The 26290-nt window shown below is 68.7% G+C and carries 26 protein-coding genes and 2 pseudogenes; 7 read left to right on the top strand and 21 right to left on the bottom strand.

All coding sequences use genetic code 11. From position 1 onward, the window contains the following. Positions 1-99 precede the first annotated feature (99 nt). Together ABS73_RS15115 and ABS73_RS15120 are read left to right on the top strand one after the other, a co-directional pair. Positions 100-590 (top strand): annotated as a pseudogene (locus tag ABS73_RS15115) (transposase family protein); the annotation flags it as partial. A 39-nt stretch (positions 591-629) separates the two neighbouring features. After that, a pseudogene (locus ABS73_RS15120) lies at positions 630-989 on the top strand (transposase); the annotation flags it as partial. Between the two features lie 330 nt (positions 990-1319). Here ABS73_RS15120 and ABS73_RS15125 read toward each other — a convergent pair. The 7 genes from ABS73_RS15125 to ABS73_RS15155 form a co-directional block, all read right to left on the bottom strand. Further along, complete coding sequence (locus tag ABS73_RS15125) at positions 1320-2039, bottom strand: sulfate/molybdate ABC transporter ATP-binding protein (RefSeq protein ID WP_277021625.1); 720 nt, start codon at positions 2037-2039, stop codon at positions 1320-1322. A gap of 12 nt (positions 2040-2051) precedes the next feature. Continuing rightward, positions 2052-2933, bottom strand: coding sequence for a sulfate ABC transporter permease subunit CysW (gene cysW / locus ABS73_RS15130; protein ID WP_277021623.1), 882 nt, complete (start codon positions 2931-2933; stop codon positions 2052-2054). Continuing rightward, positions 2926-3762, bottom strand: coding sequence for a sulfate ABC transporter permease subunit CysT (cysT, locus tag ABS73_RS15135; RefSeq protein ID WP_277021620.1), 837 nt, complete (start codon positions 3760-3762; stop codon positions 2926-2928). The genes cysW and cysT overlap by 8 nt, the downstream gene beginning before the upstream one ends. Positions 3763-3765: 3 nt before the next feature. Then, entirely contained in the window at positions 3766-4743 is a 978-nt protein-coding gene (locus ABS73_RS15140) for a sulfate ABC transporter substrate-binding protein (RefSeq protein ID WP_277021618.1), read from the bottom strand. A 37-nt stretch (positions 4744-4780) separates the two neighbouring features. Beyond that, a complete protein-coding gene (locus ABS73_RS15145) occupies positions 4781-4942 on the bottom strand; it encodes a hypothetical protein (RefSeq protein WP_277021616.1) in 162 nt (53 codons plus the stop codon). A 33-nt stretch (positions 4943-4975) separates the two neighbouring features. Continuing rightward, entirely contained in the window at positions 4976-5200 is a 225-nt protein-coding gene (locus ABS73_RS15150; RefSeq protein ID WP_136858286.1) for a hypothetical protein, read from the bottom strand. A 242-nt stretch (positions 5201-5442) separates the two neighbouring features. Continuing rightward, positions 5443-5895, bottom strand: a complete 453-nt coding sequence (locus ABS73_RS15155) for an RrF2 family transcriptional regulator (RefSeq protein ID WP_277021613.1) — start codon at positions 5893-5895, stop codon at positions 5443-5445. A gap of 202 nt (positions 5896-6097) precedes the next feature. On the opposite strand from ABS73_RS15155, the gene ABS73_RS15160 reads away from it, so the two are divergent. Next, positions 6098-6580 (top strand): Lrp/AsnC family transcriptional regulator, encoded by a 483-nt coding sequence (locus ABS73_RS15160; protein WP_277021610.1) that lies wholly within the window; start codon positions 6098-6100, stop codon positions 6578-6580. 48 nt (positions 6581-6628) lie between these two features. Here the strand turns inward: ABS73_RS15160 and ABS73_RS15165 are convergent, their stop codons facing one another. From ABS73_RS15165 to ABS73_RS15180, 4 genes are all read right to left on the bottom strand, one after another. Next, entirely contained in the window at positions 6629-6811 is a 183-nt protein-coding gene (locus ABS73_RS15165; protein WP_277021609.1) for a hypothetical protein, read from the bottom strand. Between the two features lie 58 nt (positions 6812-6869). Further along, a complete protein-coding gene (locus ABS73_RS15170; RefSeq protein ID WP_286693539.1) occupies positions 6870-7298 on the bottom strand; it encodes a hypothetical protein in 429 nt (142 codons plus the stop codon). Positions 7299-7415: 117 nt separating this feature from the next. Then, on the bottom strand, positions 7416-9953 hold the full coding sequence (locus tag ABS73_RS15175) for an ABC transporter permease (RefSeq protein WP_277021604.1): 2538 nt from the start codon (positions 9951-9953) through the stop codon (positions 7416-7418). Continuing rightward, complete coding sequence (locus tag ABS73_RS15180) at positions 9950-10633, bottom strand: ABC transporter ATP-binding protein (protein ID WP_277021603.1); 684 nt, start codon at positions 10631-10633, stop codon at positions 9950-9952. The genes ABS73_RS15175 and ABS73_RS15180 overlap by 4 nt, the downstream gene beginning before the upstream one ends. Between ABS73_RS15180 and ABS73_RS15185 the strand changes: the two genes are divergently transcribed. Then, entirely contained in the window at positions 10632-11348 is a 717-nt protein-coding gene (locus ABS73_RS15185) for an arylesterase (RefSeq protein WP_423805179.1), read from the top strand. The genes ABS73_RS15180 and ABS73_RS15185 overlap by 2 nt on opposite strands. On the opposite strand, the gene fba is transcribed toward ABS73_RS15185, so the two are convergent. From fba to ABS73_RS15210, 5 genes are read right to left on the bottom strand one after another with little or no spacing between them, the layout of a single operon-like run. Continuing rightward, positions 11342-12376 (bottom strand): class II fructose-bisphosphate aldolase, encoded by a 1035-nt coding sequence (gene fba / locus ABS73_RS15190; protein WP_277021600.1) that lies wholly within the window; start codon positions 12374-12376, stop codon positions 11342-11344. The genes ABS73_RS15185 and fba overlap by 7 nt on opposite strands. 5 nt (positions 12377-12381) lie before the next feature. Beyond that, positions 12382-13350 carry a class 1 fructose-bisphosphatase gene (locus ABS73_RS15195; protein ID WP_277021597.1) on the bottom strand — a complete coding sequence of 323 codons (969 nt, stop codon included), beginning with the start codon at positions 13348-13350 and terminating at the stop codon, positions 12382-12384. Beyond that, complete coding sequence (gene derI, locus ABS73_RS15200) at positions 13350-13811, bottom strand: D-erythrulose-4-phosphate isomerase (protein WP_277021594.1); 462 nt, start codon at positions 13809-13811, stop codon at positions 13350-13352. The genes ABS73_RS15195 and derI overlap by 1 nt, the downstream gene beginning before the upstream one ends. After that, complete coding sequence (locus ABS73_RS15205; RefSeq protein ID WP_277021591.1) at positions 13808-14569, bottom strand: triose-phosphate isomerase; 762 nt, start codon at positions 14567-14569, stop codon at positions 13808-13810. The genes derI and ABS73_RS15205 overlap by 4 nt, the downstream gene beginning before the upstream one ends. Further along, positions 14566-15336 (bottom strand): DeoR/GlpR family DNA-binding transcription regulator, encoded by a 771-nt coding sequence (locus tag ABS73_RS15210; protein WP_277021589.1) that lies wholly within the window; start codon positions 15334-15336, stop codon positions 14566-14568. The genes ABS73_RS15205 and ABS73_RS15210 overlap by 4 nt, the downstream gene beginning before the upstream one ends. 132 nt (positions 15337-15468) lie before the next feature. On the opposite strand from ABS73_RS15210, the gene tkt reads away from it, so the two are divergent. After that, positions 15469-17493: a transketolase gene (tkt, locus tag ABS73_RS15215; RefSeq protein ID WP_277021586.1), complete on the top strand. Its 2025-nt coding sequence runs from the start codon at positions 15469-15471 to the stop codon at positions 17491-17493. Positions 17494-17607: 114 nt separating this feature from the next. Here tkt and ABS73_RS15220 read toward each other — a convergent pair whose 3' ends face one another. Genes ABS73_RS15220 through ABS73_RS15240 form a run of 5 tightly spaced genes read right to left on the bottom strand, consistent with a single transcriptional unit; the run spans position 17608 to position 23751 of the window. Next, positions 17608-18561, bottom strand: a complete 954-nt coding sequence (locus ABS73_RS15220) for a sugar-binding transcriptional regulator (protein WP_277021583.1) — start codon at positions 18559-18561, stop codon at positions 17608-17610. After that, the gene (locus ABS73_RS15225) at positions 18561-19709 is read right to left on the bottom strand and encodes an iron-containing alcohol dehydrogenase (RefSeq protein ID WP_277021580.1); all 1149 of its coding nucleotides are present in this window, start codon (positions 19707-19709) and stop codon (positions 18561-18563) included. The genes ABS73_RS15220 and ABS73_RS15225 overlap by 1 nt, the downstream gene beginning before the upstream one ends. A gap of 24 nt (positions 19710-19733) precedes the next feature. Beyond that, the gene (locus ABS73_RS15230) at positions 19734-20666 is read right to left on the bottom strand and encodes a sugar phosphate isomerase/epimerase family protein (RefSeq protein WP_277021577.1); all 933 of its coding nucleotides are present in this window, start codon (positions 20664-20666) and stop codon (positions 19734-19736) included. Positions 20667-20675: 9 nt separating this feature from the next. Next, entirely contained in the window at positions 20676-22187 is a 1512-nt protein-coding gene (locus ABS73_RS15235; RefSeq protein WP_286693540.1) for a glycerol-3-phosphate dehydrogenase, read from the bottom strand. Then, a complete protein-coding gene (locus ABS73_RS15240; protein ID WP_277021573.1) occupies positions 22177-23751 on the bottom strand; it encodes an FGGY-family carbohydrate kinase in 1575 nt (524 codons plus the stop codon). Before ABS73_RS15240 ends, ABS73_RS15235 begins: the two co-directional genes overlap by 11 nt. Before the next feature lie 378 nt (positions 23752-24129). On the opposite strand from ABS73_RS15240, the gene ABS73_RS15245 reads away from it, so the two are divergent. Together ABS73_RS15245 and ABS73_RS15250 are read left to right on the top strand one after the other, a co-directional pair. Beyond that, positions 24130-24783, top strand: coding sequence for a DUF2291 family protein (locus ABS73_RS15245; RefSeq protein WP_277021571.1), 654 nt, complete (start codon positions 24130-24132; stop codon positions 24781-24783). After that, positions 24780-26285, top strand: coding sequence for a sugar ABC transporter ATP-binding protein (locus ABS73_RS15250; protein ID WP_277021568.1), 1506 nt, complete (start codon positions 24780-24782; stop codon positions 26283-26285). The genes ABS73_RS15245 and ABS73_RS15250 overlap by 4 nt, the downstream gene beginning before the upstream one ends. Positions 26286-26290 lie beyond the last annotated feature (5 nt).

The following is a 26290-nucleotide window of genomic DNA, read 5'->3' on the forward strand; positions in this document are numbered from 1 at the left end:
AAAGCCCTTGGTGACATCTGCAGCATGTTCTCACCCGAAGAATGCTGGAACTACTTCAACGCTGCAGGCTATGTGTCAGGTTAAAAGCGAAATGCTCTAATGAGCAATCCTTGCGGGCTGAGGGTTGCCCGAATGGAGCGACAAGAACTGTACTTAGCCAAGAGCCATGGCAAGCCCCGCGTCGAAGATCGCTGCGCGCTCAGTGGAGCAATCTCTATCAATCGCAATGGCTTGCGGTGGTTTGACGCGCCGAAGCAATACGGCGCGGCCAAGAGCCTCTACCACCGTTGGTGGCGCTGGAGGGCGCGGCAAACGCCGGTGGTTCCAGTGACGCAACCACGGGGTCGTCGCCCGGCTCATGGTCGACGTGGCCGCCGAGAGTGCCGAGCGCAAGACGATCATGACCGACGCGACATATCTCAAGGCACACCGCAAGGCGTCGAGGCCCTGGGGTGAGAAACGTATGAATCCCAAGCCGGGTCTCTCGCGAAACGACGGTGACATACGACAAGGGGCGTAACATGATCATGTTCGGGCGGCTGAAAGACTGGAGACGTGTCGACACGAGGTTCGACAGGTGCCCCCTGACCAAGGCGGGCCTGAGCGTGGTGCTGATCAAGACCCGGCATCCCTCTCGGTTCACGTTGTCGAAGTGGCGTGGCCTCACGCCGGCGCGCAACCAGTCGGGCGACCGCGACATCTCTGGCGGGATCACCAAAGCAGGCGACGTCACCCTGCGGCGGGCGCTGTGCCGAGCGGCGCCGGTCATGATGCATGAGGAGGGTCAGAAAACAGTCCGGCGGACGGTTTTCCCAACGACTGGTGGCCGCTCGACATGGCTGAGACCATGGGCAGTGCAGATGGCGCGCCGCCGCGGCGCGGAAGGGGCCATGATCGCCCTTGCCCGGCGCATCAGCGTGATCCTGCACCCGATAGCGACTGACGGCACAACCTTCCGATCCGAGATCGAGGGTCCGCATGCACGCTGATCGGCCAGGGGCTCCACCGTTGCCTGCCTGACCGCAGGCCGTCGAGGTCCCCAGGGGTCGCGGTTCCGATGATGCCGTGGTCAGGACTGTCGCCGAGCCCCATCGAGCACGCCAATGGGGTGGGACATCGGACCTGCCTTGAGCATCATGATGGCGGCCTGCGCGGCCTGTCACGGGCCGAAGCATGCACCCAGGTGATCCCGGACGAAGGTGGCTGCGGCAGCCGTGAGACGATCAGACAAAAGCTGAAACCGCCACTCTGCGAACAACGGCGCGTGCGTGGAACTCTTGACCGAGATGCACCCGTTACCGAAGGCCTGACCGTAGGCGTCACGCCCCGATGAAATCGCGGACGAATTCGGTTGCGGGTTTGGCGCGGATGTCCTGGGGTTTGCCGATCTGCTCGATCCGGCCCATGGACATGACGACGACCAGATCGGCCAGTTCCATGGCCTCGTCCTGATCGTGGGTGACGAAGACCGAGGTCAGGCCGGTCTCGTCATGGATGTCGCGCAGGCCCTGGCGCAATCCCTTGCGGACCTTGGCGTCCAGGGCGCCGAAGGGCTCGTCCAAGAGCAGCATCCGCGGCTCGATGGCCAGGGCGCGGGCCAGGGCCACGCGCTGGCGCTGGCCGCCCGACAGTTGCGTGGGATAGCGGTCGGCGATCTGGGGCAGCTGGATCAGGTCCAGCAGCTTCAGGACGCGGCGGTCGATTTCGGCCTTGGGCGGGCGCGAGGCGCGGGGACGGGCGCGCAGGCCATAGGCGATGTTCTCGAACACGGTCATGTGGCGGAACAGGGCGTAGGACTGGAACACGAAACCCGCACGACGCGCCTGCACGGACAGGCCGGTGGCGTCCTGGCTGTTGAACAGCACACGCCCCGAGGTCGGAAACTCAAGGCCCCCCAGGATGCGTAGCAGCGTCGTCTTGCCCGAGCCGGAAGGCCCCAGCAGTGCCACCAGCGCGCCCGAGGGGATGGACAGGCTGACCGGATGCAGCGCGGTGGTGGTGCCGAAATCCTTGGCGATCTCATCGATCTGGATGTGCATGGGGGTCCCTCCCTAATGGCGGCGTGTGGCCGACAGCGCGTCGGCATGGCGCAGTTCCAGCGCGGTCTTGAGCAGCAGCGTCAGCAGCGCGAACCCGGTCAGCAGCGCGGCCATGGAAAAGGCCGCGACTGACAGGTATTCGTTGTAGAACATCTCGATGGTGATCGGCATGGTCGCGGTCTGGCCGCGGATCTTGCCGGACACGACGGCCACGGCACCGAATTCCCCCATCGCGCGGGCCGTGCACAAGAGCGTGCCGTAAAGCAGCGCCCACCGGATGTTGGGCAGGGTCACGGTGCGAAACACCCGCCAGCCGGTGGCGCCGAGCGTCAGGGCGGCCTCCTCCTCGGTGCGGCCCTGCTCGATCATCACGGGGATCAACTCGCGCGCGACGAACGGGAAGGTCACGAAGACGGTGGCCAGCACGATGCCGGGCACCGCAAAGACGATGGGATAGCCGCTGGCCACCAGCCAGCCGCCAAGCGCGGAATTGGCCCCGAACAGCAGCACGATGCACAGGCCGGCCACGACCGGGCTGATGCTGAAGGGCAGGTCGATCAGGGTGATCAGGAACGCCTTGCCGCGAAAGTCGAACTTGGTGATGAACCACGCGGCCGCGATGCCAACGACCGCGTTCAGCGGCACGGCGATGGCGGTGATCAGCAGGGTCAGGCGGATCGCGGCCTGTGCATCGCGGCTGGCAAGGCCTGCGACCGCGGCGGCCCAGCCCCGCGACAGCGCCTCGACAAAGACGATGACCAGCGGCGCGCCGACCAGCAGGGCCAGGCCACCGACCGCGATGGCGATCAGCGTCCACCGGGCGGCGGGCGATTCCTGGGTGGCGGACCGGAAGCGGGCGGGGGTGGCCGGTTTGTGAAGGGTGGCGTCAGACATGACCGATCCTCCGGCGTGACCAGATCTGGATGAGGTTGATCAGCAGCAGCATGGAAAAGCTGATGGCCAGCATCGCCAGGCCAATGGCCCCTGCGGCGCCGTAATTGTACTCCTCCAGCTGGATCACGATCAGCAGGGGCGCGATCTCGGTGCGCAGCGGGATGTTGCCGGCGATGAAGATCACCGATCCGTATTCGCCGACCGCACGCGCCAGCGACAGCGCGAAGCCGGTCAGGGCGGCGGGCATCAGCATCGGCGCGATCACATGGCGCAGGGTGTGCCAACGCGACGCGCCAAGGGTGGCGGATGCCTCCTCGACCTCGGTCTCGATCTCCTCGATGACGGGCTGGACGGTGCGGGTCACGAAGGGCAGGCCCACGAAGACCAGCGCCAGCCAGATACCCCATTGCGTATAGGCGATCTGCCAGCCGATCTGATTGGTCAGGCTGCCCAGAACCCCGTTCGGCGCGTAAAGCGCGGTCAGCGCGATGCCCGCCACGGCAGTGGGCAGCGCAAAGGGCAGGTCCACCGCCGCGTCGATGATGCGCCGCCCCGGAAAGCGGTACCTGACCAGCACCCAGGCCAGGATCACCCCGAACACCAGGTTGAAGCAGGCGGCCAGAAAGGACAGCCGGAAGGACAGCCACAGCGCCGCCCAGACCCGGTCGCGGTTGATCGTGGCCCAGATGTTGGCGGCGCCGAATTCCGCGCCCTGCCACAGCAGCGCGCCGATGGGCAGCGCCACCACCAGCGTCAGCATGAAGAAGGTGATCCCGGCCGAAAGGCCGAGACCGGGCATTGCCGTCCTTTGGATCAGGGGTGCGCGCATGGATCAGGGCGCGACATAGATCTGATCAAAGATCCCGCCATCGCCGAAATGCTCGGGCTGGACAGTGGCCCACCCGCCCAGATCGTCGATCGTCACCAGTTCAAGGTCCGGGAAACGGGCGACATCCTCGGGGTCGGCGGCGCTGTCGTCCCATGCGCGGTAGAAATGCTTGTAGGCCAAAGCCTGTCCCTCGGGGGAATACAGATAGTCCAGATAGGCCTCGGCCAGTGCGCGCTGTTCGTCGTTCTGGATGTTGCCGTCAACGATCGCCACCGGCGGTTCGGCCACCACCGAAAGCGAGGGAACCACGATGTCGAACTGATCCTCGCCCAGTTCGGCCAGCGCCAGATAGGCCTCGTTCTCCCAGGCCAGCAGCACGTCACCGATGCCGCGTTGAGCGAAGGTCGTGGTCGATCCGCGCGCCGCCGTGTCCAGCACCGGCACATTGGCATAGATCTGGCCCACGAACTCGGCCGGGTCGCGGCCGTCTTTCTCGGCCCAGGCCCAGGCCGCCAGATAGTTCCAGCGCGCCCCGCCCGACGTCTTGGGGTTGGGCGTGATCACTTCGACGTCGTCCTGGATCAGGTCGCCCCAGTCCTGGATGCTCTTGGGATTACCCTCGCGGACCAGAAACACGATGGTCGAGGTATAGGGGCTGGAATTGTGCGGCAGGCGCGATTGCCAGTCCTCGGGCAGCTTGCCCGTGTCGGTGGCGATGCGGTCGATGTCGCCCGCCAGTGCCAGCGTCACCACCTGAGCGTTCAACCCGTCGATTACCGCACGCCCCTGCGCGCCCGATCCGCCATGGCTGGTCTCGATGGTGGGGCGCGGGTTGCCAAGCGATTCCCAATGGGCGGCAAAGGCCTCGTTGAACTCGCGATACAGCTCGCGGGTGGGGTCATAGCTGACATTCAGCAGGCTCTCCGCATGGGCGGCAGGGGCCAGCATCAGCAGGGCAAGGGCGGTGGTGCGCAGAAACATGGGGGCCTCGTGACGGTTGATCAGGGAAAGGCGGGCGTCAGACGCCCATCGGGGCCAGCCTGCCGACCGGGAACCCGGTCAGCGTGCCGCGCCCGGTCGAGATGGTGACCCGGCCATCGGCATGTTGGGTGACGCGCGGGCCCTGGGCGCTGCTGTGGGGGCCCGTCTGGATGGTGGCGGTCTTGATGGTGGCGAACATGGCGGTCTCCTGTGGCTCAAGGGGGGCGTGGGGTCAGGCGGTGGTGCTGGCGGGCAGCGGCTGGATGCGGGCGTCCCAGATGCGGGCGTCGCGTCCGGCCAGCAGCTCGGCCGCGGCCAGCTGCGGATCGCGGCTGAGCGAGACCAGCGCCGCACCGTTCACGCGGTGCGGGCGGCCGGTGCGCCGGTCGATCAGCGTGATGGCGCAAAGCGGAGGGCGGGTCCGCGAAGAGATCGTGCCGGTCTGGTGCGGGCTCATCTGTCGTCCTTTCCTGTCGCCGATGCGGCGGTTCGATGGCTTAATATCGACAGGTAAAGTCGTGTTTAGCAATGGAAATAAATCGGCTGATTTAGTCGTCTAAAGAGAAGATTGTTCTCCGCGCAGCCGTCCGATCGGCCACTGGCCATGCACCCTGCCGCCGTGGCGCCGTGGCGCTGCGGCGTCATGCCTTGGAAAAACCCGCAATCCTGGATGTCAGATGCCGTGGGACGGGCCCGCGATCAGGCGCCGGTGACCTGCGCCGCGACCGCCTCGGACCCCAGCATGTCGGCCAGGCTCAGCGATTCGATCAGGATCAAGTAGGACCAGAACACCTCCGAGAACACGCGCCGCAACCGGCAGCTGGCCTCGTCGGTGCAATCCTCGCAGCGCTGATAGGCGCGCCGCGACAGGCAGGGCAGCGGCGCGATCGGCCCGTCGATCAGCCGCAGCAGCTCCGAGATCGAGACGTCCTCGGGGCGCTTGATCAGGGTATATCCCCCCGACCGCCCCCGGATCGACGCTACGATCCCCGCGTTGCGCACCTCCAGCAGGATCTGTTCCAGAAACCGCTTGGGCGTGCCGGAGCGCCGGGCGATCACCTCGATGGTCAGCGCCTCGGGGCGGTCGCGGCGCGCCTCGTCCCCAAGCACCAGCAGGGCCTTCAGCGCGTATTTCATCTTTTGTGTGATCATGGCGCGGCCCCCGGATGCGTTGCTGTCCGCCGGATATAGGCCAGTTCGCCACGCTGCAAAAGAAAAGACGACCGGACCACGGGGTTTTCACGCCGGCCCCGCCCGCCCGGCAGGACCCGATGGGCCAATCCGCTAAAATACGACAATGACACTAGACATTGTAAATTATTATCGCATGCTGTCCGGGAAAGGAATCGTCCCGATGACCCAGACCGCCCCCCTGGACCTGATCGACCGCAAGATCGTCGCGGCGTTGATGGCGGATGCCACCACCCCCATCGCCCAGATCGCCGACAAGGTCGGCCTGTCCCAGACCCCCTGCTGGAAGCGCATCCAGAAGCTGGAGGCCACCGGCGTGCTGACCCGCCGCGTGGCCCTGGCCGACCCCGCCAGGCTGGGCTTCGGGCTGACCGTCTTCGTCGGCATCGAGGCCCCGGACCATACCACCGAATGGCGCCAGGCATTTGCCCACGCGATGGACGCCCTGCCCGAGGTCATGGAGGCCTGGCGCATGGCCGGCGACATCGACTATCTGCTGCGCGTCGCTGTCCCGGACATGGCCGCCTATGACCGCTTCTACAAAGCCCTCACCGACGCCGTCCCCATCAAGAACGTCACCTCCCAGTTCGCAATGGAAACCCTCCGGCACACAACAGCATACCCAGTGAATACAAAAGACAGGTAGGGCCGCAAGGCGCGACGGCATCCCCAGACGGGGGCCGTCGCGCACATCTCAGAACAGCCAGGCGGCCGCGCCCAGCAGGGCCGCCGTGCCGCCTAGAAACGCCAGCCAGTGCAGCAGAACCTGTCGGGCGACGCCCGGCTGCGGGCGGGTCGGGGGCATGGGGAACCCGTCATCGGCGTCAGTCTGGTCGTGCGGGGGCCGTGCCCCCGATGGGGTTGCCAGATCGGTCATCTTATCGTCCTCGGATACGAAACACCGGGCGGACCCCTGAAAGCCAGGCGGTCCGGGTTCAGATCGTCATCGTCGGAGGGACTGGCGGCGCACGCGGCCTGCATCGCGGGCAGGGATGCGCGACGGGCGGATGATCAATCGCGCCGGGCCAGGGCGCGACATCCGTGGCTCCGGCGCGCGCATGGGTGACACGATGCTCCGGCAGGGTCGCATCGTCGCCCAGGGGCATGCCGGGCTTGGGGCGCTCGGCCAGCGCGCTGGAGGCGGGCAGGACGCTGTCGGAAAGGCGATCCTCGGGTCCGTGCCCCGGAATCATGGGCCGCGCCAGCGCCAGGGCCGCCACCAGCGTGACGATCATCACCAGCACCGTCGCCCAGGCCACCAGCGCGCGGCGACAGCCCGCCAGACCCCGGTCGGGGTCAGCAGGCATCACCGCATCGCCCGCGGTAGGCTGCAGCATCGGGATGGGGTCACAGGGGGCGTGCATGGCTGACGCGTCGTTCCGGCAGGCGCGGCCAGGCTGCCGCAGGCCCCAAGATAGGGCGGCGGCCCCCGTCCCGCCAGTGGCCATGACGCCCCGCGCACAAATGATGCGTCGGCGCGCCTAGTCCTGCGCGCGCAGCACCCGGGCGGGCCGCGCCGCGAGCGGCCGCCAGGCAAAGCCCAGACCCGCCAGCAATGTGGCCAACACGCCCCCCACCACGATCATGAGGGCCGAGACCAGGTCGAACCGGAACGGCACCTCCATCACCAGGACCGACACCGCCCAGCCCGCCAGGCCTCCGCCCAACAGCGCCACGCCCCCCGCCGCAGCCCCCAGCAACGCCGAGCGCAGGGCAAAGCTGGCCAGGATGCGCGCCCGCGAAGCGCCAAGCGTTTTCAGGACCGCCGCCTCATGCACACGGGCGCGTTCGCCCGCGGCAGCCGCGCCGATCAGCACCACGAACCCGGTCAGCAGCGTGGCCCCCGCCGCCCAGGCCGTGGCGGCGGCGATGCCCGACAGCGCCTCGGCGGCGCGGTCAATGACCTCGCGCACGGGGACGGCGGTCACGTTGGGATAGCGGCTGCCCAGATCGCGCAGGATCGGCGCCTCGGCCGCGGGGTCGGCATGGACGGTGGCGATATGGGTGTGCGGCGCGCCCTGCATCGCGCCGGGGTCCAGAGCCATCACAAAGCCGATGCCCGCGTCGCTGAAATCGACCTCGCGCAGGTTGGCGATGGTGGCGGTGATGTCGCGGCCCAGGATGTTGACCGTGATCGTGTCGCCGACCTGCAGCCCGATCTCGGTCGCGATCTCATCGGAAAAGCTGGCCAGGGGGGGGCCTGCGTAATCCTCGGGCCACCATTCGCCCTGGGTGATGCGGGTTCCGGGCGGCGGGGACGCGGCATAGGTGATGCCCCGGTCGCCGCGCAGCACCCAGTGGTCGGGCGCGACCTCGCGGGCGGGACGGTCCTTGAGGCCGGTGATGATTCCGCGCAGCATCGGCGCGGTCGCCACGTCACCCACCAGCGGATCGTCCCGCAGCCGGGTCAGGAACCCGTCCAGCTGATCGGGCTGGATGTCCAGAAAGAAATAGGTCGGCGCGCGGTCCGGCAGTTCGGTGCGGATCGCCTGGTTCAGGTTCGACGACACCTGCCCCACCGCCGCCAGGACGGTCAGCCCCAGCCCCAAGGACAGAATCACCGACAGCGCCTCGTCCCGCGGCCCGCCGATGGCCGACAGCGCCAGCCGCAGCGCAGGACGCCCGCGCATCAGCCGCGACCGCCCGCCCGCCCGCGCCGCGCGCCGGACCAGGCCCGCCGCCGCGACCAGCACGCCAAAGGCCAGGATCACGCCCCCCGCCACCCCAAGCGTCAGCGCCCACAGCCCCGAGAACCAGGCAGCCGACCCCACCAACAGCGCCGCCGCCAGCCCGATCACGGCCAGGAACCGCGCCTGCGGCCAGCCCGCACCGATGCCGCCCGCATCGCGGAACAGCGTCGCCGCCCGGATCTGGCGGGTCCGCGCCAGCGGCCACAGCGTAAAGATCGCCGCCGTCAGGATGCCGTACAGCGCCGCCTCGGCCAGCGGGCCGGGATAGGGCGCAAAGACCGCCGGCACCGGCAGCCGCGCCGACAGGATCGGCGCCAGCGCCAGCGGCACCAGCGCGCCCAGCACCAGCCCCAGGGCGACGCCCATCAGCGTCACCGCCCCCACCTGCAGCAGATAGACCTGAAAGATCGTGCGCCCCGACGCCCCAAGCGTCTTGAGCACCGCGATGACCTGCGTCTTGCGCGCCAGATGCGCGCGCACCGCAGCCGACACGCCGACCCCGCCCACGGCCAGCCCCGTCAGCCCGACCAGCACCAGAAAGGCGCCGATGCGGTCCACGAAATTGTCGATACCCGGCGCGCCCCGGCGGCTGTCGCGCCAGCGCGCCCCGCTGTCCGGAAAGGCCGCGCGCCACTCGTCGCGCAGCGCCTCGGGGTCCGCCCCCGGCGGCAGCATCAGCCGATAGCGGCTGTCGAACAGCGTGCCCGCGCCCAGGAGCTGGCTGTCCTCCAGCGCGGATCGCAGGACCAGCGTGCGCGGACCAAAACCGAATCCCGCCGCCCCCGCATCGGGTTCGACCTGCAGGCGCGCGGTCAGGACGAAATCCTGCACCCCCAGCCGGAACACGTCGCCCACCGCCAGCCCCAGACGGTCGGCCAGCAGCGGCGCCATCACCCCGCCGGGCAGGCCCTGCGGCGTCGGGCCAAGCGCCTCGGCCAGCGGCATCGGCGGGTCAAGAACCACCTGCCCCACCAGCGGCCAGGCCGCGTCCACGCCCTTGACCTGGGTCAGCGCGCGTTCGGCGGCACCGTCCTGGCCCACCACGGCCATCGACCGGAAATCGACGATCTCTGACACGGTTGCGGCGCGATCCCCCAGCCAGTCGCGTTCGGCCGGATCGGCAAAGCGATAGGTCAGGCTGACCTCGGCATCGCCGCCCAGCAGGGCCGCGCCCTGTTCGGTCAGCCCCGCCTGGATCGCCGCGCGCACAGACCCCACCGCCGCGATCGCCGCGACCCCAAGCGCCAGACACACCAGCAGCACCCAGAACCCCCGCAATCCGCCGCGCAGATCGCGCCGCGCGATGCGGGCCGCCAGTGCCAGGCTCATGCCGGGACCCTCGCATCGACGCGGCCGTCGTTCAAGCGGATCACCCGGTCGCAGCGCGCGGCCAGGACCGGATCATGCGTGACCAGAACCAGCGTCGCGCCATGATCGCGCGACAGGGCGAACAGCAGATCCATGATCGCCTGCCCGTTGGTGCCGTCCAGATTGCCGGTGGGCTCATCCGCCAGCAGGATCGCGGGACGCGGCGCCGCGGCGCGGGCCAGCGCCACGCGCTGCTGTTCGCCCCCCGACAGCTGGGCGGGGTAATGGTCCAGCCGTCCGCCCAGACCCACGCGGCCCAGTTCGGCCGCCGCGCGGTCAAAGGCATCGTCCACGCCCGCCAGCTCCAGCGGGGTCGCGACATTTTCAAGCGCCGTCATCGTCGGGATCAGGTGGAAGGACTGGAACACCACCCCCATATTGCCAAGACGAAAGCGTGCCAGCGCGTCCTCGTCCAGCGCGGTCAGATCCTGACCCAATGCACGGACCTGTCCGCCGGTGGCCCGTTCCAGCCCGCCCATCAGCATCAGGAGCGATGATTTGCCCGACCCCGAAGGACCGACCAACCCGACCGTCTCGCCCCGCGCCACGTCCAGCGTGATGCCGCGCAGGATATCGACCGGCCCCGCGTTGCCCTGCAGCGTCAGTTGCGCGTCGCGCAGGCGGATCACCGGGTCGGCCATGGGCTCGGTCCTCTCATCTTGGGCTTTGGCGGCACGATACGGGGGCCGCGCCGCGATTGGCAACCGCGCCCGGGCCGCCTTGGCGGCGCTGGCGGTCACGGTCATGGCATCGGGCGCAACCCCTGCTGACGCAGAGGCGCTGCGCCTGACCGCCCTGGGCGACAGTCTGACGCAGGGATACGGCCTGCCGCAGGAGGAGGGGTTCGTCCCTGTGCTGCAGGATTGGCTGCAGGGCCGCGGCCATGACGTGACGGTCATCAACGCGGGCGTGTCGGGCGATACGACGGCGGGGGGTGCGGCGCGCGTCGACTGGACGCTGGCTGACGCGCCCGATGCGATGATCGTGGCGCTTGGCGGCAACGACCTGCTGCGCGGGATCGACCCGGCCTCCAGCCGGGCCAACCTGGATGCCATCCTGTCCAAGGCGCAGGCGGCCGACGTGCCGGTCCTGCTGGCGGGCCTGCCCGCGCCGGGCAATTACGGCCCCGATTTCGCCCGCGACTTCGAGGGGATGTATGTCGATCTGGCCGCGCAATACGACGCGGTGCTGGTCCCCGATTTCCTGGGACCGATCGGGGAAAAGGCAACGCAGGGCCTGTCCTTGGCCGACCTGATGCAGGACGACAGCATCCACCCCAATGCCGAGGGCGTCCGCCAGATCGTCGACGCCATCGGTCCCGAGGTCGAGGCGTTGCTGGCCCGCGCGGATCAGTAACGCGCGGCCATTTCCGGCATGGACAGCGGGCGCAGGCGGTCGGCATTGCCTGCGGTCCCGAAGGCCTCGAACCGGTCGCGGCAGACCTGCGCCATCATCGCCATCGCGGGCTTCAGATAGGCGCGCGGGTCGAACTCGGCCGGGTGCTCGGCCAGCACGCGGCGGATCGCGGCGGTCATGGCCAGGCGGTTATCGGTGTCGATGTTGACCTTGCGCACGCCGTGGCGGATGCCGCGCTGGATCTCGTCGACGGGGACGCCCCAGGTCGGGCGGATGTCGCCGCCATGCGCGTTGATGATGGCCTGCAGATCCTCGGGGACCGAACTGGAGCCGTGCATCACCAGATGGGTGTTGGGCAGGCGGCGGTGGATCTCCTCGATCACATGCATCGCCAGGATGTCGCCGTCAGGCTTACGGGTGAATTTATACGCGCCGTGGCTGGTGCCCATCGCGATGGCCAGCGCGTCCACGCCGGTATCCTCGACGAACCGCACGGCCTCGTCGGGGTCGGTCAACAGCTGATCCTCGGACAGCTTGCCCTCGGCGCCGTGGCCGTCCTCGGCGTCGCCCATGCCGGTCTCCAGGCTGCCCAGCACGCCCAGTTCTCCCTCGACCGAGACGCCGCAGGCATGGGCCATTTCGGTGACGCGGCGGGTGATGTCGGCGTTATAGGCGTAGTCGGCGGGCGTCTTGCCGTCAGATTTCAGCGATCCGTCCATCATCACCGAGGTGAAGCCGTTCTGGATCGCGGTCGCGCAGGTCTCCAGCCCGTTGCCATGGTCCAGATGCATACAGATCGGGATGTCGGGATAGGCCCGCGCCAGCCCGCCGATCAGCCCGGCCAGCACCGCGTCATTGGCATAGGCCCGTGCGCCTCGGCTGGCCTGCAGGATCACCGGGCTGCGGGTGGCCTGCGCCGCCTGCATCACGGCCAGGCCCTGCTCCATGTTGTTGATGTTGAAGGCGGGCACGGCATAGCCATGCTCGGCTGCGTGATCCAGCAGTTGGCGCAGGGTGATCATGGGCATCGGGGTTATCCTCTGAGGGCGTCATGCAGCGCGTCGATCTCGTCCGAGGCGCCGAAATAAAGGGGGGTGAATTCGTGCAGGCCGCGCGGCACGCGGTCCAGGATGGGGCCGTGCCCGTCGGTGGCCTGCCCGCCCGCCTGTTCGATCAGAAAGGCGATGGGCACGCATTCATAGATCAGCCGCAACCGGCCATCGCCATATCCGGGGCGCGCATCGGCGGGGTACAGGAACGCGCCGCCTTTCAGCAGGATGCGGTGCAACTCGCCCACGGCGGCGGCCAGCCAGCGCATGTTGAAATCGCGCCCGCGCGGCCCGTCGCGCCCCACGCGCAGATCGCGGGCCCAGGCCTGCAGCCCGGGCGCCCAGTGGCGTTCGTTCGAAGCGTTATACGCGATGGTCGAGGCCTGCGGTTTCAGGCGCAGGTTCTTGCGGCTGACGCGGAACGCATCAGCCTCAGCATCCCAGGTGGCGACATGGACGCCCGCGCCGGTGGACCAACCGAAATCGACCGAATGGCCAAAGGACGCGTATCCCGCTGCCACCACCGCCCGGCCCGTCCGCGCGAACCCCTGCGGGTCGGCGGGCAGGATGCTGAACAGCATTCCCAGGGGCGCGCCGATGCCGATGCTGCCAGACCCGTCGATCGGATCGATCGCCACGTCAAACGCCCCATCGGGGTTCAGGCCGATGATATCATCGGCCTCCTCGGACAGCACCTGACGCACGCCCGCTGCGCGTAGGACGGAAATCATGTGGTCATGGGCCGCCATGTCCAGCGCCTTCTGGCTGTCGCCGCTGTCGTTGGTGCCGACGATGGCCTCGGGGTCGCCATGCAGGCGGCCCGCCGCCAGACGCGCGGCCAAGGGCGGCAATGCGCGGGCGATGGCCGCCACGATGGCAGGCGCGCCGTCACGCGCCAGCAGATCGTCCAGTAGCGGCCCGGTGGCCGGCCCGTCCGTCGGCAGCCGCAGCATCACCGCCCTGCGTACTTGGCGCCGACCGCGTCGATCGCATCGACATTGCCCGCCGACTTGCCGTTGCGGTCAAAGTTTTCGGTCTGCGCCAGCCAGGCATCGGCGATGGTTTTGGCGACCTCGGCCCCGATGACGCGGGCGCCCATGGTGATGATCTGCGCGTCGTTCGACAGCGCGGCGCGTTCGGCGGAATAGGTGTCATGCGTCAACGCGGCGCGGATGCCCGGCACCTTGTTGGCCGCGATGCAGACCCCGATGCCCGTGCCGCAGACCAGGATGGCGCGGTCATAGGTGCCGTCCATGACCTGGCTTGCAACGCGGTCCGACAGGTTGGCATAGAACGCGTCGGGGCCTTCGTCCGTGCGGCTGATTTCCGACACGTCGAAGCGGTCCTTGAGGTGGTCGGCCAGCACCTTGGCCAAACCTTCGCCCGCGCTGTCGCCTGCGATTGCCAGTTTCATGCGTTCTCTCCGATGGTTGCGGCGCAGCGCGCCAGGATGTCCAGATAGCCGTTCACGTCCCAGGCCGACCGCCCGATGAACAGCCCGTCGATATGCGGGCAGGCGATCAGTTCCGCGCAATTGCCCGGATTGACCGACCCGCCATAGAGGCAGGGCACAGGGCGGCCCAGCACGTCCTGCGCCACCGCGATGATCTCGGCCTGACGCGCATTGGCGTAATCCGAGGTCGCAGGAATGCCGTTCGCGCCGATGGCCCAGACCGGCTCGTAGGCCAGCAGGATCGTGGCGTCAGACCCAGCCACCGGCTCCAGCGCGGCGCGGACCTGGGTCTCCAGCACCTGCGTGGCGCGGCCTGCCTCGCGCTCGGCCAAGGTTTCGCCGATGCAGATCAGCGGGATCAGGCTGTGGCGGATGGCGGCGGCGGTCTTCAGGCCTACGGTCGCGTCGGTCTCGCCGAAATATTCGCGGCGTTCGCTGTGGCCCAGCTCGACCATGTCCAGCCCGCAATCGGTCAGCATCACAGGGCTGATTTCCCCGGTCCAGGCGCCCGCGTCGTCCCAGTGCATGTTCTGCGCGCCGACCTTGACGTCAGAGTCCGACAGGGCGTCGGCCACCTGGCGGCAGGCGGTGAAGGGCGGGATGACAAACCGCTGGATGCCTGCGTGCGCGGGCGTGCCGCGCAGGCCGTCCGCGAATGTCATCGCCTCGGCCAGGGTCTTGTTCATCTTCCAGCTGGTGCCGATCCAGAATTGGGTCATGCGGGGTCCTTTGCGATGGTCAGCGCGATGCCCGCCCGGTCGATCGCGGCGCGATCCTCGGGCGCGGGGGGCGCGTCGGTGATGATGGCGTCGAAATCCGACAGGTCGGCCAGCGCATGCAGCGCGCTGCGCCCAAAGCGGGCGTGGTTGACCAACAGCGCGCAACGTTCCGACGCCTGCATCATCGCGCGCTTGGTCCGCACCACGCCGTCATCCATGTGAAACGCCCGCAGACCCGCCACCGCCGGGGTCGAGATGAACGCCAGGTCCGCCCGCAGCCGCGACAGCGCATCCTCGGTCACCATGCCGAAAAAGCCGTTGAACTTGACGCTGTAGATGCCGCCAAGCGCGATCAGCGTCACCCGCGGCGCGTCGCGCAGCCGGTCGATGATGGCGGCATTGTTGGTGATGACCGTCAGCGGAGCGCGGTCGGTCAACCGCGCCCCCAGCAGCGCCGCCATCGAGCCGTCATTGACCATCACGGTCATCCCCGGCTCGACCAGCTCCAGCGCGGCCTGGGCCATGCGCGCCTTGGCGTCGCCGTCCTGCAATTCGCGGATGCGGAAATCGCTCTCGAACTGGGTGCCGGCCTCAATAGTAGCGCCGCCGCGCACCTTGCGCAGCAGGCCCGCCTGTTCCAGGTCGTCCAGATCGCGGTGGATGGTCATCCGGCTGACCGCAAAGCGCAGCGCCAGATCGTCCAGGTCCACGGCCCGTGCCGCGACCAGCAGATCCATGATCGCCTGCCTGCGTTCGTCGCGTTTCACGCCGCCCTCCCTGTTTCACACTCCATTCATAACACGCCAACCGCACATAACAACACCCTGAATGTTACTTTGTGATTTTTCGTTGTGATGACACCGCCGATAGGCTATGGAGGGCGCAACAGGAGGACCCCCATGCCCTTAGACACCCCCAAAGACCCCGCCATCGCCGCCAAGGCCGATCTGGACCCACAGAACTTCGCCCTGGCGAACTGCATCCGGGCGCTGACCATCGACGCCGTGAACGCCGCCAACAGCGGCCATCCCGGCGCGCCGATGGGCATGGCCGATGCCGCCACCGTGCTGTTCCGCAACCACCTTAAATTCGACGCCGCGAACCCCGATTGGCCCGACCGCGACCGCTTTGTGCTGTCGAACGGGCATGCGTCGATGCTGCTCTACAGCCTGCTGCACCTGACCGGGTATCAGGACATGACGCTGGAGCAGGTCAAGAATTTCCGCCAATGGGGCGCGATCACCGCGGGCCACCCGGAATACGGCCACGCCAAGGGGATCGAGACCACGACCGGCCCCTTGGGTCAGGGCTTGGCCACCGCCGTGGGCATGGCGCTGGCGGAACGCGCGCTGGCGGGCGAATTCGGCGACGACCTGGTCGATCACCGCACCTGGGTCATGCTGGGCGACGGCTGCCTGCAGGAGGGCATCGGCCAGGAGGCAATCAGTCTTGCGGGCCATCTGGGCTTGGGCAAGCTGATCGTGCTGTATGATGACAACAGCATCACCATCGACGGCCCGACCTCGGTCAGCTTCTCCGAGGACATCCCGGCGCGGTTCGCGGCCTGCGGCTGGCATGTCCAGACCTGCGACGGCCATGACGGCCACGCGCTGGATGCCGCGATGGAGGCCGCCAAGGCCGAGACGGGGAAACCGTCACTGATCGCGATGAAGACGATCATCGGGTTTGGCTCGCCCAACCGGGCGGGCAGCTATTCCGTGCATGGCTCGCCCTTGGGCGCCGATGAGGGCGCGCTGACCCGCGAGGCCCTGGGCTGGACGCATGACGCCTTCGTGATCCCCGACGACCTGGCCACTGAGTGGCGCCAGATCGGCGCACGCGGCACTGCTGACCGCGAGGCATGGGAGGCCCGTCTGGCCGCATCGCCCCAAGGTGCCGCCCTGACGCAGCGCCTGTCGGGCGATCTGCCCGAGGGCTATGACGCCGCCGTCACCGCCGCCCGCGACGCCCTGTTCGCCGCACCGAAGAAGGCCGCGACCCGCAAGGCCAGCCAGATGGCGCTGGAGGCCCTGGCCGGGGCCGTGCCTGCGATGATCGGCGGATCGGCCGACCTGACCGGATCGAACCTGACCCGCGTCAAGGCGGTCGACACGCAATACACCCGCGACGCGCCCGGCCGCTATATCGGCTATGGCGTGCGCGAATTCGGCATGGCCGCCGCGATGAACGGGCTGAACCTGCATGGCGGCGTGATCGCATATGGCGGGACATTCCTGGTGTTTTCCGACTATGCCCGCAACGCGATCCGCCTGTCGGCGCTGATGGGTGTCGGCACGATCTATGTCATGACCCATGACAGCATCGGCCTGGGCGAGGACGGCCCCACGCATCAACCGGTCGAACATCTGGCGTCGCTGCGTGCCATCCCCGGCCTGACCGTCCTGCGCCCCGCCGACACGGTCGAGACGCTGGAGGCCTGGGACATCGCGATCCGCAACCGCAACGTGCCGTCCCTGCTGGCCCTGTCCCGCCAGGACGTGCCGCAGTTGCGCCTTGATGCCGGGACCGAGAACCTGACCGCCAAGGGCGCCTATGTGATCCGCCAGTTCGGCGAGGGCCGCGACGTGACCCTGATCGCCACCGGCACCGAGGTCGCCATCGCCGTTCAGGCCGCCGAGGCGCTGGCCGCCGAGGGCATGGCCGTGGCCGTCGTGTCGATGCCCAGCTGGGAGCTGTTCGAGGCGCAATCCGCCGATTACCGCGCCCAGACCTTGGGTACCGCGCCCCGCATCGCCGTCGAGGCCGCCGGCAAGTTCGGCTGGTCCCGCTATGTCGCGACCGAGGACGATGTGATCGGCATGACCGGTTTCGGCGCCTCGGCCCCCATCGACCGCCTGTACCAGGAATTCGGCATCACCCCCGCGGCCATCATCGCCCGCGCCCGTCTGGTGACCGGCCACTGATCCAAAGGTCAAGGCCGCAAGCGGCCTCGACATGATGCACCCCACGCGCGCAAAGCGCGCGGGGCCCAGCGGCAGCGACCGGGTCGGGGTTTCCCCGACCCGCCCCCGTGCGGGTCACGCCGACATCAGGCCGCGCGCCGTGATCTCGTCGGTGATCAGGCCGGACAAGCGGCCGCTGTTCAGCACCGCCCGGATCGCCGCCAACTTGTCGGGACCGCCCGCGATGACGACGATGCGCTGGTCTTCGGCGCGGTCCAGCTCGACCGCCAGGGTCCGGGCGGTCAGGGTGGTTTCCAGCACATGTCCTCGGGCGTCGAAGAAATGGCCCATCATCTCTCCCATGCCGCCGGCCGCGTTGATTTCCGCGATTTCGCGCCGTTCGATCATCCCCGAGGCAACCAGCTGCGCCCCCGCATCCGCCGTGCCCATCCCCACCAGGGTCAGGGTCGCGCTGTTCGACAGATCGAAGATGTCGCGCACGCCGGGTTGGGACAGCAGCACCGCGCGGTCGGCCTCGGAATTGGCAAAAAACGGCACCGGCATCACATAGGCCTGCGCGCCGGTCTTTTCGGCCAGAGTGTGCATGACGTCATGCGGGTTCGCCGCGTAATTGCGCGTCAGGCCGCCCAGCACCGCCACGAAACGAATGTCGCGCGCCTCGAACCGGGGCAGCTGCCGGACTGCCGCCGCCAGGGTCCGACCGTGGCCCAGGCCGATGACCTGATGCTCCCCGCTTTCGATGGCGCGGCGCAGAAAGCCCGCACCGGCCAGGGCCAGGGCGCGCAGGGGCATCCCCTCCTCTCCCAGGTCGGGGGCCACCTCGCAATGCGCCAGGCCAAAGCGCGCGCAGAGCTGGTCCTCCAGCATGGCGCATTCGACGATCTCTCCGTCGATGGTGACCTTGACCACGCCCTCGGCCACCGCGCGGGCGATCAGGCGATGCGCCTTGACGCCGGTCACGCCCAGCCGCTTGGCCACCGCCGCCTGCGTCAGCCCGCCCGCGTAATGCAGCCAGGCGGCGCGGGTCGCCAGGCTCTGCTCGGGGTCGATCGGGCCGCGCCGCGTCATCACGATGCCGCCCGCATGACGGCCCGCAACGCGGCCACGGAAAGGGGCGCCGGGTTAGCCTTCATGGAGGAGGATGTCGCCGCCGCCTCGGCAGCCGCCTGCTGGGCAGCCGCGTCGATCCCCTGTGCGGCAAGGCCGGGAAGGCCCGCCGCCCGCGACCACTCGCCCAGCAGCGCCGCCGCCTGCGGCAGGGTGGCACCGCCCCGCCCGAAGGTCGCGCCGATCCAGGCGCCGACCTGATCCAACCGCGCCGCCAGGGCCGGATCGGTCACCGCCTGCCGGTTGGCCAGCAGCACATGCGGCAGCAGCGCACCGCAGATCGCGCCATGCGCGGCCCCGGTCAGCCCGCCCAAGGGGCCCGCCAGACCATGCACCGCGCCCAGGCCCGCATTGGCCAGAGCCAGACCGCCGCACAGGCTGACCCAGGCCATTTCGTCGCGGGCCTGCGGGTCCTCGGCCTCCATCAGGCGCATGATCGCCGTCAGGCCGCGCGGGATGGCATCGCGGCACAGCGCATCGGCCAGAGGGTTGGCGCGGGTGCAGACGTAGGGCTCGATCACCTGCGTGATGGCATCCAGCCCCGAGGCCAGCGTCACCCCCCGCGGACAGCCATCGGTCAGGCCTGGGTCCACGATGGCCAGCGCGGGCAGCATTCGCGCGTCGCGCAGGCTGACCTTGCGGCGTGCATCCGGCACGCCGATCACCGCATTGCGGGTGACCTCGGCCCCCGTGCCTGCGGTGGTGGGGATTGCCACGAAGGGCAGCGGCTGATGGTCCAGCGGCAGGCCCTGCCCCACCACCTCCAGATGGTCCAGAACGGGCCTGGTCATGGTCAGGCAGGCGGCCAGCGCCTTGCCCGCATCGATCACCGCACCACCGCCCAGGGCCACGACGACCTGGGCGCCCTTGGCATCCTCCAGCGCCGACAGGATCATCGGCAGGTCGGGCTCACGCGGCACCGGTAGGCGCGTGACCGTGCAGCCCTGCGCCTCCAGCGCGCGGGCCAGCCAGTCGGCGCGCACAGGTGTCGCCCCCTGCACCAGCAGCACCGCACGCCCCATCGCCGCGATGCGGCCCGCCGCCTCGGCCGACTGGCCGCGTCCGAAGAGGATCTGCGTGGCGGTGGCAAAGGCGAAGGGGCTGGTCATGGCGGCATCCCGGACTGCGATGCGCTAGATATTCAGCTTATCCGCGCCGGTGTCGATATGCGGCGCCCAGAATGCCACGCTTTCCGCGATCTGGGCGATCACCTGCCGGTCATCGGGCTCACGCTCCTTGAAGGACAGCTCCAGGCAGATCTCGTTGTCGACGGCCCCGCCCTGGGACAGCGCCTCCAGCAGGGGTTCAGGCTGGACCCGGCCCTTGGCGTTGAATTCGGCGGTGAAGGGGCGGTGGCCGCCCTTGTCCATCAGCGACTGCTTGATGTGGATGATCGGGCTGACGCGGGGCACCGCGCGCGCCCAGGCATAGGGGTCGTAATCGTCGGGGTCGGCACTGGTCACGTCGCCATGGTCGATATCGGCCATCATCCACATCGGCACCGCCATGTCGGCCGCCGTCAGCCGGTCCTGGAGCGCCATGGCGGCGGGGATCGTCTCTCCGAATTCGCGGCCCACGCTCATCGGCTCCCAGAAGATGTAGTCCAGACCGGCGGCCTTGGCATGGTCGGCCACCTCCGCCCAACAGTCGATGGCGATGCGGATCAGGTCCTCGCGGCGGGCGGGCGCGTCATAGTCACTCCAGGTAAAGATCGCGAATTGCGTGCCGACCGACCTCCCGCCCAGATCGGCGGTGATGTCCGCGAAGGTCTTGAACCAGTCGATATAGTATCGCCGCACATCCGCGTCGGGATGGCCGAAATGGTTCAGCCGCCCATACGGCCCGGTCATGCCGCTGGTCACCCGCACCCCGGTCCGGTCCAGCGCCGCGCGCATCTGCCGCGTCAGGCGGCGGATGACCGGCGCGGGCCAGGAGGGGTTGATGAACTCATGCGTCAGCTGCAGGTCACGGATGCAAAGGTCGCGCGCGACCGTGTCGATCAGGTCGTCCGGATCGGCGATGCGGTTGACCAGCGGGTTTGTGTTCAGCGACAGGGTCAGGGGCATGATGTCCTCTCAGGCGGCCTGCGCCAGATCCGATGCGGCGAACCAGTCGGTAAAACCCGCCTGCTGCGCCGGGGTCAGGTGCAGATAATGTTTCGTGCGGCGGGTCAGGATGTCCTCAGGCGTCTGCGCCCATTCGCGGGCCACAAGATAGCGCACCTCGGCCTCATAAAGCTGTCCGCCGAAATGCAGGCCCAACCCCTCCAGCGACCGGGCGCCCGCCACCACGTCGCGGGTCCGCGCGCCATACAGCCGCCCATAATGCTGGACCAGCGCGCGGGGCATCCAGGGGTGCAATTCGCGCAGCAGGTTGGCAAAGCTTTCGTAATCGGCATTGGCAATCTCGCCGCCCGGCAGGGGGGCGGTCTCGGTCCAGTCGGGGCCCATCTGCGGAAAGATCTCAGCCAGGCGGTGCATGCCGCGCTCGGCCAGCTCGCGGAAGGTAGTGATCTTGCCGCCAAAGATGTTCAGCATCGGCGCGCCGCCATTCCGGTCCAGATCGAACACATAGTCGCGCGTCACCGCCGACGGGTTGCCCTGCCCGTCATCGAACAGCGGACGCACACCCGAGAATGAATGGATCACGTCCTGGCGGCGCAGCTTTTCCTTGAAATAGCGGTTCACGGCGGCCAGCAGATAGTCGATCTCGGACTCGTCGGCGGTCACATCCTCGGCCCGGCCGTCATAGGCGATGTCGGTCGTGCCGATCAGCGCCATGTCGCCTTCGTAGGGGTTGATGAAGATCACCCGCTTGTCGTGGTTCTGGACCAGATAGGCATTGGGGCCGTCCCACCATTTCGGCACGATGATATGGCTGCCCTTGACCAGCCGCACGTTGCGGGCCGAATTCGACCCGGCCACGCGGGTGATGATGTCGCTGACCCAGGGCCCCGCGCAATTGACCAGGCAGCGGGCGCGGAACTGCCGCTCCTCCCCCGTGACGGTGTCGCGGGTGGTCACGGCCCAGACATCGCCCTCGCGCCGCGCCGACACGCAGGCGGTGCGGGTCAGGACGGTCGCGCCGCGGTCCGCCGCATCGACCGCGTTCAGCACCACCAGCCGCGCGTCATCGACCCAGCAGTCGCTGTATTCGAAACCCTTGTGATACTGGTCCAGCAGGGGCGCGCCGACCGGATCGCGGCGCAGATCCAGCGTGCGCGTCCCCGGCAGTTTCTTCCGCCCCCCCAGGTTGTCGTAAAGGAACAGCCCTAGCCGGACCAGCCAGGCGGGCCGGTCATCGGGGCTGTGCGGCAGCACAAAGCGCATCGGCCAGATGATGTGGGGGGCGGCGCGCAGCAGCACCTCACGTTCGATCAACGCCTCGCGGACCAGGCGGAATTCGTAATACTCCAGATAGCGCAGCCCGCCATGCACCAGCTTGCCCGAACGCGACGAGGTGCCCTGCGCCAGGTCGTCCTTTTCGCACAGCACGACCGACAGGCCCCGCCCCGCGGCATCGCGCGCGACTCCCTCGCCGTTGATGCCGCCACCGATCACGAACAGGTCGATCAGGTCAGGTGTCATGGGTCTCTCCTGGCAGGGGGGCGCGGGCGGTGGCCAGCGCGTTCCAGATGGGGGGCAGCGCCTTGCGCGCCGCGGCAAAGGCGGGAAACAGCCGCGCATAGGTGGCGGCCAGATGCGGGTCGGGGGCTTCGGGGCTGCGCAGCAGGGGCGTGACCCATTCGGCGATGCAGGCATTCATGTCGGGATAGGCGCCGATGGCCACGGCGGCCATCATCGCGGCGCCCGCGGCCCCGGCCTCGTCGCGGTCCGACACGCGGACGGGCGCGTCCAGCGCCGCGGACAGGATGGCGCGCAGCGCGGGCGACCGCGCCGCGCCCCCGGTCAGGCGCAGTTCGGACGGCAGCGGCCCCATCGCGGCGTAACAGTCGCGCATGGCCAGGCCCAACCCCTCGGCCACGGCACGGACCAGATCGGGATAGCGGTGCCCCGCCGACAGGCCGGTGAACCCCGCCCGCGCGCCCGCATCGACGAACGGCCCCCGTTCCCCGGCATCAGAGATGTAGGGGTGATAGAGGATCTGCCCCGGCGCTGCCTGCCCCAGCCAACCGTCCAGCCGCGCGACCAGATCGCGATGCGTCACCGGCTGGCCCATGTCGGACAGGATGCCCGCGGCCAGGCCCAGCACCCAGTCCAGGTTCAGCGTCGCCGCCATGTTGGTCTGGACCTGCGTGACCATGCCCGGCACGGGCAGACAGATGACATAGCCCGTGCCCTGATCGTTCAGATGCACCCGGTCAGCGGTCACCGCGCGCAGATGCACCCCGGTCGACCCAACCGTCGAACAGGCCACGTCGCCCGCCCCGCCCAGCACGCCCGCGCCCAGCGCGGTCATCACCATATCGACATAACCCAAGGATACCGGCGTTCCCGCCAGCAGCCCCGTCGCGGCGGCGGCATCAATGGTCAGCGAATGGGTCACCTGCGTGCCGTCGATGATCGGCGGCAGCAGGCCGCGCCGATGCATCAGGCCCAGCGCCTCGATCACCGCGTCGTCATAGGCGCGGGTGCGGAAATTGCCAAAGGTAAAGCTGGCCTCGGACGGGTCGGTCGCGCGGATGCCGGTCAGGTTCAGATACAGCCAGTCCTTGCAATGCAACGCGACCCGGGCGCGGTCCAGCAGGTCGGGGTAATGGGCGTCCATATGCGCCATCTGCGCGCCCTGCTGACAGGTGTTCAGGCCGGTGCCCGTCGCCTCGAACCGGGCGCGGTCCTGGCCCAGCCGCGTGACCGTGGGCGCGGCGCGCGCGTCCAGCCACAGCCAGGCATCGCCCACCGGCCCGTCATCGCCCACCAGCCAGGTGCCGTCGCCCTGCCCCGTCACCGACAGCGCCGCGGTCCGCGCCGCAAGGTCGGGGATGTGGTCTGCCAGCGCCCGCAGCGCCGCCGCGCAATCATCCCAGGTCCGCGCCATGTCCTGCGTCGCCGCCCCCCGCGCGCCCGTGGCATAGCGGTTGGCAACCGAGGCCGCGCCCAGCTGCCGGCCCGACAGATCGAACCCCACGGCCTTGATGACCGAGGTCCCCGCGTCGATCCCGATCAGCACGTCGCGCTGCATGGTGGTCATGGTGCCTCCGTCCCTTGGTCTGTCGGTTTATATCACGATCATCGCACAGGGAACGTATTTTTTTACGGACACAGCAATTTATTTCATCTAAGCTGATTGCAACGACCTGTGATGGATGCGCGGATTCGCCGCAATCACAGGCATCAGCGACGCGAATCGACCGGAGGGGAGGCCGGGACGCATGACCGCAATCGCCCATCATGGACCATCCGTCCGACCCTTGCGCCCGGCCCGCGTGGCGGCGCCCGCGCCGGGGTGTGCCCTTTCGAAACGGGCAGGTGACCGCCGCCTTGCCGGAACCGGCACCCCCGGCGATCATCACGCAGAGATCACATGGCCGGCGCCGGTGGCGCCCGCCCTTCAGCCAGAGGCCGCCCGATGACCGACAGCACCCCCGCCCCCCGGGCCCCCGCCGCCAGCCGCCGCGGCCTGATCCTGTCCGTGGCGATCGGCCTGGGCGTCCTGACCGCGATCGCGCTGGACACAACCGTGGTGCAGGTCGGCTCCGAGGCCGATGCGCGGCAGCAGGCATTCTCGCCCGACGCCTATGGCACGCAGGAATTCCCCCGCATCCGTGACGCGGTGATCGCCCGCGCGGTGCCCGCGACAGACCTGGCCGCCGCCATCGCCGCCGATCAGGACGCGGCCATCGCCGAATACGGCACGCCCGCATCGACCGGCGCGATCATGATGGTCACCGTGACCGGCACCGCAGGCGAGCCGCGCGCCGGGGTCTATCCCCTGACGGTCGACGGCCTGCCCGAGGATCTGCGCATCCGCGTACAGACAGGCCCAGCGATCAACGGCACCGACCTGCGCGACGCGCCCGGCGACATCTCCTTTGGCGCCTTCCGCAACCAGATCGAATACCAGGACGCCGGATCAGGCATCAACCGCGCCATGGCGGCCGAGGTGCTGGCCCCCATCGACACCGCCGCCCTGACCGGCAGGCAGGTCACGGTGACCGGCGCGTTCCGGCTGATCAATCCGTCGAACTGGCTGATCACCCCCGTCGCGATGGAGGTCCAATGAGCGCCGAGGTCGTTCTTGCCGCCCGCAACGTGGCGAAATCCTATGGTCAGGTTCATGCACTGAAGGGCGTGAATTTCGACATCCATCGCGGCCAGGTCACCACGCTGTTCGGGGAAAACGGCGCGGGAAAATCGACGCTGATGAAGATCCTGTCGGGGGTGATCCAGCCCTCCGCGGGCCAGATCGTGCTGGACGCCCAGCCGGTGGCGTTCGGCAATGCCAATGACGCGCGCGCCCGGGGCATTTCGATCATCCACCAGGAGCTGTCCCTAGCCCCGAACCTGTCGGTGCGCGACAACATCTTCATGGGCCGCGAGATCATGGGCCCCCTGGGCGTCGATTACGCCGAGGAGGAGCGTCAGACCCGCGCCCTGATGGAGGAGCTGGAGGAGCAGATCGACCCCGCCACCCCGGTCGAGGACCTGCGCCTTGGCCAGCAGCAGATCGTCGAGATCGCCCGCGCCCTGTCCGTGGACAGCCGCATCCTGATCATGGACGAACCCACCAGCGCCCTGTCGGCCAGCGAGGTCGAGGTGCTGTTCAAGGTCATTCGCGACCTGACCGCGCGGGGCGTCAGCATCGTCTATATCTCTCACCACCTGGAAGAGGCGCTGACCATCACCGACCATGCGGTGGTGCTGCGCGACGGGATGATGACCGCATATGCGCCGCGCGCCCAGATCGACCTGGAATGGATCGTGCGCAACATGGTGGGCGAGAATTACGACCTGGGATCGCCCCCGGACAGCACGATGGGCGAGGTCGCCCTGTCGATCCGCGACCTGTCGGTGCCCGACGCCACGGGCCAGGACCTGGTGCGCGGGCTGAACCTGGACGTGCGCGCCGGAGAGATCGTCTGCATCTATGGCCTGATGGGCGCCGGTCGGACAGAGCTGTTGGAGACGGTCGCCGGACGCCTGCGCGCCACTGGTGGCCAGATCGTGCTTGAAGGTCATGAGATCAGCCACCTGTCCATCGGCCAACGCATCGCCCGCGGCCTGGCCCTGGTCCCCGAGGACCGCCAGCGCGACGGTCTGGTCCAGACCATGAGCGTCGGCCAGAACCTGTCGCTGGCGTCCATCGGGCGGTTCACGCGCGGACTGTTCACCAGCACCCGCGCCGAACGCGCGCTGGTCGACGACAGCATCCGCCGCGTGACCGTCAAGACATCGGGCGGGGGCGCCCCCATCGGGTCGCTGTCGGGCGGCAACCAGCAGAAGGTCGTGATCGGCAAGATGCTGGCCACCAACCCCCGCGCCATCCTGCTGGACGAGCCGTCGCGCGGCATCGACATCGGCGCTAAGGCCGAGGTGTTCCGCCTGCTGGCCGAAGGCGCGCGGAACGGGCTGGCGGTGGTCTATTCCACCTCCGAGGTCAGCGAATGCCTGTCCATCGCCCACCGGATCATCGTCATGCACAAGGGCCGCATCACGGCCGAATTCGACAGCACCGTGTCCAAGGACCGGATCATGGCCGCCTCGGGCGAGTCCCAGGCCGCCTGAGGGAA

This window comes from Paracoccus sp. SCN 68-21, assembly GCF_001724535.1.
GTDB classification, from domain to species: Bacteria; Pseudomonadota; Alphaproteobacteria; order Rhodobacterales; family Rhodobacteraceae; genus Paracoccus; species Paracoccus hibiscisoli.

What these genes read in the sequence shown, in the direction of transcription:
- ABS73_RS15195 (WP_277021597.1), bottom strand. Translation starts at nt 13,350, where the DNA reads ATGCTGCGGCTGCCGACGGACGGGCCGGCCACCGGGCCGCTACTGGAC.
- ABS73_RS15150 (WP_136858286.1), bottom strand. Translation starts at nt 5,200, where the DNA reads ATGAGCCCGCACCAGACCGGCACGATCTCTTCGCGGACCCGCCCTCCG.
- ABS73_RS15165 (WP_277021609.1), bottom strand. Translation starts at nt 6,811, where the DNA reads ATGACCGATCTGGCAACCCCATCGGGGGCACGGCCCCCGCACGACCAG.
- cysT (WP_277021620.1), bottom strand. Translation starts at nt 3,762, where the DNA reads ATGCGCGCACCCCTGATCCAAAGGACGGCAATGCCCGGTCTCGGCCTT.
- cysW (WP_277021623.1), bottom strand. Translation starts at nt 2,933, where the DNA reads ATGTCTGACGCCACCCTTCACAAACCGGCCACCCCCGCCCGCTTCCGG.
- fba (WP_277021600.1), bottom strand. Translation starts at nt 12,376, where the DNA reads ATGCCCATGATCACCCTGCGCCAACTGCTGGATCACGCAGCCGAGCAT.
- ABS73_RS15225 (WP_277021580.1), bottom strand. Translation starts at nt 19,709, where the DNA reads ATGACCAGCCCCTTCGCCTTTGCCACCGCCACGCAGATCCTCTTCGGA.
- ABS73_RS15185 (WP_423805179.1), top strand. Translation starts at nt 10,632, where the DNA reads ATGGGCTCGGTCCTCTCATCTTGGGCTTTGGCGGCACGATACGGGGGC.
- derI (WP_277021594.1), bottom strand. Translation starts at nt 13,811, where the DNA reads ATGAAACTGGCAATCGCAGGCGACAGCGCGGGCGAAGGTTTGGCCAAG.
- ABS73_RS15230 (WP_277021577.1), bottom strand. Translation starts at nt 20,666, where the DNA reads ATGCCCCTGACCCTGTCGCTGAACACAAACCCGCTGGTCAACCGCATC.
- ABS73_RS15240 (WP_277021573.1), bottom strand. Translation starts at nt 23,751, where the DNA reads ATGACCACCATGCAGCGCGACGTGCTGATCGGGATCGACGCGGGGACC.
- ABS73_RS15175 (WP_277021604.1), bottom strand. Translation starts at nt 9,953, where the DNA reads ATGAGCCTGGCACTGGCGGCCCGCATCGCGCGGCGCGATCTGCGCGGC.
- ABS73_RS15205 (WP_277021591.1), bottom strand. Translation starts at nt 14,569, where the DNA reads ATGACCCAATTCTGGATCGGCACCAGCTGGAAGATGAACAAGACCCTG.
- ABS73_RS15160 (WP_277021610.1), top strand. Translation starts at nt 6,098, where the DNA reads ATGACCCAGACCGCCCCCCTGGACCTGATCGACCGCAAGATCGTCGCG.
- tkt (WP_277021586.1), top strand. Translation starts at nt 15,469, where the DNA reads ATGCCCTTAGACACCCCCAAAGACCCCGCCATCGCCGCCAAGGCCGAT.
- ABS73_RS15140 (WP_277021618.1), bottom strand. Translation starts at nt 4,743, where the DNA reads ATGTTTCTGCGCACCACCGCCCTTGCCCTGCTGATGCTGGCCCCTGCC.
- ABS73_RS15235 (WP_286693540.1), bottom strand. Translation starts at nt 22,187, where the DNA reads ATGACACCTGACCTGATCGACCTGTTCGTGATCGGTGGCGGCATCAAC.
- ABS73_RS15220 (WP_277021583.1), bottom strand. Translation starts at nt 18,561, where the DNA reads ATGACGCGGCGCGGCCCGATCGACCCCGAGCAGAGCCTGGCGACCCGC.
- ABS73_RS15155 (WP_277021613.1), bottom strand. Translation starts at nt 5,895, where the DNA reads ATGATCACACAAAAGATGAAATACGCGCTGAAGGCCCTGCTGGTGCTT.
- ABS73_RS15170 (WP_286693539.1), bottom strand. Translation starts at nt 7,298, where the DNA reads ATGCACGCCCCCTGTGACCCCATCCCGATGCTGCAGCCTACCGCGGGC.
- ABS73_RS15145 (WP_277021616.1), bottom strand. Translation starts at nt 4,942, where the DNA reads ATGTTCGCCACCATCAAGACCGCCACCATCCAGACGGGCCCCCACAGC.
- ABS73_RS15125 (WP_277021625.1), bottom strand. Translation starts at nt 2,039, where the DNA reads ATGCACATCCAGATCGATGAGATCGCCAAGGATTTCGGCACCACCACC.
- ABS73_RS15245 (WP_277021571.1), top strand. Translation starts at nt 24,130, where the DNA reads ATGACCGACAGCACCCCCGCCCCCCGGGCCCCCGCCGCCAGCCGCCGC.
- ABS73_RS15250 (WP_277021568.1), top strand. Translation starts at nt 24,780, where the DNA reads ATGAGCGCCGAGGTCGTTCTTGCCGCCCGCAACGTGGCGAAATCCTAT.
- ABS73_RS15180 (WP_277021603.1), bottom strand. Translation starts at nt 10,633, where the DNA reads ATGGCCGACCCGGTGATCCGCCTGCGCGACGCGCAACTGACGCTGCAG.